We start from the raw sequence: 3,359 nt of genomic DNA on the forward strand, positions 1-3,359 counted from the left end.
CGGCCGGTGCGCTGGCCGCATGCTGGCCGCCGATGGTGCCCGACACGCTGCGCTGGGCCATTGCAGGCGCGGCGGCCAGGGCCGCCGCGAGGATCAGGGGTGAGCTCAGTCCGTGCTTCATTTATTCAATTTTCGGATACGTTCGGAAGGCGTGATGATGTCGGTCAGGCGGATACCGAACTTGTCGTTCACCACCACCACCTCGCCCTGGGCGATCAGGCAGCCGTTGACCAGCACGTCCATCGGTTCGCCGGCCAGGCCGTCCAGTTCCACCACCGAGCCCTGCGCCAACTGCAGCAGGTTCTTGATGGCGATCTTGGTGCGGCCCAGTTCGACCGTCAGCTGCACCGGGATATCGAGGATGAAATCGATATCGTTATGGGTTTCGGTCTTGCTCGGCGTGCTGGAAAAATCCGTGAACACGGCGGCGCTGGCCGTCTGGGCCTGCTGCTTTTCCAGCGCGGCCGCCTCGGCCTGGGCTTGCTCGGCGATCGCCGCGCCCCATGGGTCGTCGTCCATCGTATCGTCTTGATTATCCGACATGCTTCTCTCCTGTATTGCGGTCGCCGGCGGCGGGTGCGCCGGTGTTATTTGATGTTATCGGCATTGGCCAGCAGTTTCTCCACCTTCAACGCGTATTGTCCGTTCATCACGCCGTAGCTGCAATCCATGACCGGCACGCCGTCGACGGTGGCCGACAGCAGTTCCGGGATGGTCAGCGGGATGATGTCGCCCACGCGCATATTGAGGATCTCGTCGAAATTGACCTTGGCCGTGCCCAGCGAGGCGACGATTTCCACCTCGGCGATCTGGATCTGCTGCGTCATCAGGCGGATCCAGCGCTTGTCCACTTCCAGCGCCTCGCCCTGCAGGCTGGAGGTCAGCGAATCGCGGATAGGCTCGATCATCGAGTACGGCATGCAGAAGTGGATCTGGCCCGATACCGAGCCCAGCTCCACCGTGAAGGTCGACGCCACCACCACCTCGTTCGGGGTGGCGATGTTGGCGAACTGCGTATTCATTTCCGAACGGATGTATTCGAACTCGACCGGATAGACCGGTTCCCACGACTTGGTGTAGGCCTCGAACACGATGTCCAGGATGCGCAGGATGATGCGCTGCTCGGTCTGGGTAAAGTCGCGGCCTTCGACGCGGGTGTGGAAACGGCCGTCGCCGCCGAACAGATTGTCCACCAGCAGGAACACCAGGCCCGGGTCGAACACCATCAGCGCGGTGCCGCGCAGCGGCTTCATGTGCACCAGGTTGAGGTTGGTCGGCACCACCAGGTTGCGGATGAACTCGGAATACTTGGAGACCCGCACCGAACCGACCGACACCTCGGCGCTGCGGCGCAGGAAGTTGAACAGGCCGACGCGCAACAAACGGGCGAAGCGCTCGTTGATAATTTCCAGCGTCGGCATGCGCCCACGGACGATACGTTCCTGGGTGGCCAGGTTATACGTTCGTACTCCCGCGACATCTTCCTGCGCCTGGACGTCGTCCTGGTCGCCGTTGACGCCCTTCAGAAGGGCATCGACTTCTTCCTGGGAGAGAAAATTATCAGCCATGACGATCTACTTACTGAATGATAAACGAGGTGAACAGCACATCTTCGATGTCCTGCGGCGCGCCGCGGTCCTCGAAGGGTTCTTTGAGCTGGGCGATGATTTCCTTGGCCAGCTGGATCTTGCCGTCCGGCGTGTTGATGTCCGTCGCGCGCTTGCTCGACAGCAGCAGCAACATGCGGCTGCGCACCTTGGCCATATTGTTCTTGACGTTTTCCTTTTCCTCCAGGCCGCCCACTTCCAGCGTGAACGCCAGTTGCAGGTACTGGTCGGCGCCGCTGTCGCCCGGTTGCAGGTTGACCGTGAACGGTTCCACCGGCACGTATTCCGGCGGACCGGCCTTGGCCTTCTTGGCGTTCTTGTGCTTGCTCTTGGCCGGCGCCTCTTCCTCGGCGGCGTCGCCTTTGCCATGCAGGAAGAACCAGGCCGCGCCGCCACCGATCCCGCCCAGCAGCAGGACCACCGCGAGGATGATGATGATCAGTTTTTTGCTGCCGCCACCGCCGGGCGCTGCTTCAACTTTCTGATCGGCTTTCATTTTTGGATTCGCTTTCAAAATAGCCCTTGCGTGGTGCGGAAGTGGATCATGACGCCATTATGTCATTATCGGTTGCGACTGCGACATAGCATACGCCGAAAAGAAGGGCGATCCTGTGGCTGCTCGACGTTTCCATGGTGGAACAAACAACAAAACCGGGAAGGCCGTGCCGCCGCTCCCGGTGTTGGCCGCTTCAAGTCCGGGATCAGGCGAAGGTGTCGACCGCGCCGGCTGGCGCGCGGCGCGCCGGCGGGGCGCTGCGCACCACCTCGCTGCCGCCGCTGTCGTTGCCGAAACGCGCGCCGGAACGGCTGCCGCCGCGCTGGCCGCCGCTGTTCTGCGCCGAGGCGGCCTGCTGGTTAAAGCCGTTGTTCTGGTCCGACATGCCGGCCGAGACGGTGGCGTTGCCCAGCTGGATGCCGGCCTCGCTCATCATTTCGCGCAGCTTGGGCATGGCCGCTTCCAGCGCCTGGCGTACTTCCGGCGTGGCCGAGCTGAAGGCGGCGGTGGCCTGGTCCTTGTTCACGCTCAGCACGACCTGCAGCGGGCCGAGGTCGGGCGGGTTCAATTCCATCGTGGCGCTGTGCTCGCCGCCGGCGGCCATGAAGATGATTTTCTGACCCAGTTGCTGGTCCCAGGCCTGGGTGCCGACGCGGCTGCTGAGCTTGTCCGTCGGCACGGCGGTGACGGCCGCCTTGGCCGCCTCCAGCGCCGATTGCGCGGCCGGCGCGATGGTGATGGCCGGCGCGGCTTCCTTCAGCACCGGCGCCGCTTCGGTCGGCTGGGTGGATTTCGGCGTGAACACCGCTTGCAATGGATCGGACTGGCGCGGGGCGCGGGCGACCTGGTCGTGGTTTTCCATGCCGGGACCGGCCTTGATCGGCGGCGTCGGTTCGGCCGGCGCGGCCGGGGCGGCGTCGGTGGTGTCGGACAGGGTGTCGATGACCGGGCCTTCCGGCTCGGCGCTGACCGGCTTGGTTTCTATCGGGGCTTGCTTGCCGCCGGCCGCGGTGATGGCGGCGCCGGTGGAGTTGGCCGTGGTGCTGGCGGCGGCCTTGGCGGCTGCGGCGGCCGCATCGGCGGCGGTTTGCGCGGCCGTGCCGGCTTGGTTCAGGGCGGCCTTGAAGTCGGCGGCGGCGTTGGCGTCGTCACCGGCCTGGGCTGTTTTCAGGGTGTCGGCGTCCAGCGCGGCGGCGGCGGGCGGGGCGGCGCTGGCCTTGGCGTCGACGGCGGTGGCGGCATCGTCGGTCGCGGCG

The 3,359-nt window shown here is 64.9% G+C and carries 4 protein-coding genes; all 4 read right to left on the bottom strand.

The features are described 5' to 3' along the window. Positions 1-117: 117 nt before the first annotated feature. Positions 118-543, bottom strand: coding sequence for a flagellar motor switch protein FliN (fliN, locus tag DUGA2_RS32235; RefSeq protein WP_008451351.1), 426 nt, complete (start codon positions 541-543; stop codon positions 118-120). A gap of 44 nt (positions 544-587) precedes the next feature. Further along, on the bottom strand, positions 588-1,568 hold the full coding sequence (gene fliM / locus DUGA2_RS32240) for a flagellar motor switch protein FliM (protein WP_008451348.1): 981 nt from the start codon (positions 1,566-1,568) through the stop codon (positions 588-590). A 10-nt stretch (positions 1,569-1,578) separates the two neighbouring features. After that, a complete protein-coding gene (gene fliL, locus DUGA2_RS32245; protein WP_070273336.1) occupies positions 1,579-2,103 on the bottom strand; it encodes a flagellar basal body-associated protein FliL in 525 nt (174 codons plus the stop codon). Between the two features lie 205 nt (positions 2,104-2,308). Further along, on the bottom strand, positions 2,309-3,359 hold a 1,051-nt coding region (locus DUGA2_RS32250), incomplete at its 5' end, for a flagellar hook-length control protein FliK (RefSeq protein WP_070273337.1).

Origin of the sequence: Duganella sp. HH101, from assembly GCF_001758795.1 — a bacterium.
GTDB lineage: Bacteria > Pseudomonadota > Gammaproteobacteria > Burkholderiales > Burkholderiaceae_D > Rugamonas > Rugamonas rivuli.

Excerpts from the sequence above, each read along its gene's own strand:
- fliN (WP_008451351.1), bottom strand. The coding sequence starts at position 543 with ATGTCGGATAATCAAGACGATACGATGGACGACGACCCATGGGGCGCG.
- fliM (WP_008451348.1), bottom strand. The coding sequence starts at position 1,568 with ATGGCTGATAATTTTCTCTCCCAGGAAGAAGTCGATGCCCTTCTGAAG.
- fliL (WP_070273336.1), bottom strand. The coding sequence starts at position 2,103 with ATGAAAGCCGATCAGAAAGTTGAAGCAGCGCCCGGCGGTGGCGGCAGC.